Below are 261 nucleotides of genomic sequence, written 5' to 3' on the forward strand. Positions count from 1 at the left end.
GGTTTCAATATCCATTACCTTGGTTTGCAGGCCACCAAAGGTCAAAGCATCTACTCTTTGGTCAACATTTTCCGAGCGTGAGGCCGCAAGCAGTACTTGCACCATCTCATCATTGATCAAAGACGGGCCCAAGACTTCAAAGTCCAAATTGACATCTTCTAATGGATAAGGCACATATTGATCCGCATCCAAACGAATTTGTGCTTCGCGCTCGACATCGTTTAGCACCATATCCATATCAATGATTTTGGTAATCACTGC

General features: G+C 44.1%; 1 protein-coding gene. It reads right to left on the reverse strand.

Annotated features, from left to right (window positions below; translation table 11 throughout):
- Positions 1 to 261: pilus assembly protein PilM (pilM, locus tag AAEZ03_RS27905; RefSeq protein ID WP_350583162.1), on the reverse strand; the 261-nt coding region annotated here is incomplete at both ends.

The organism is Pseudomonas sp. HY2-MNA-CIBAN-0224 (genome assembly GCF_040310285.1).
Classification (GTDB): Bacteria; Pseudomonadota; Gammaproteobacteria; order Pseudomonadales; family Pseudomonadaceae; genus Aquipseudomonas; species Aquipseudomonas helleri.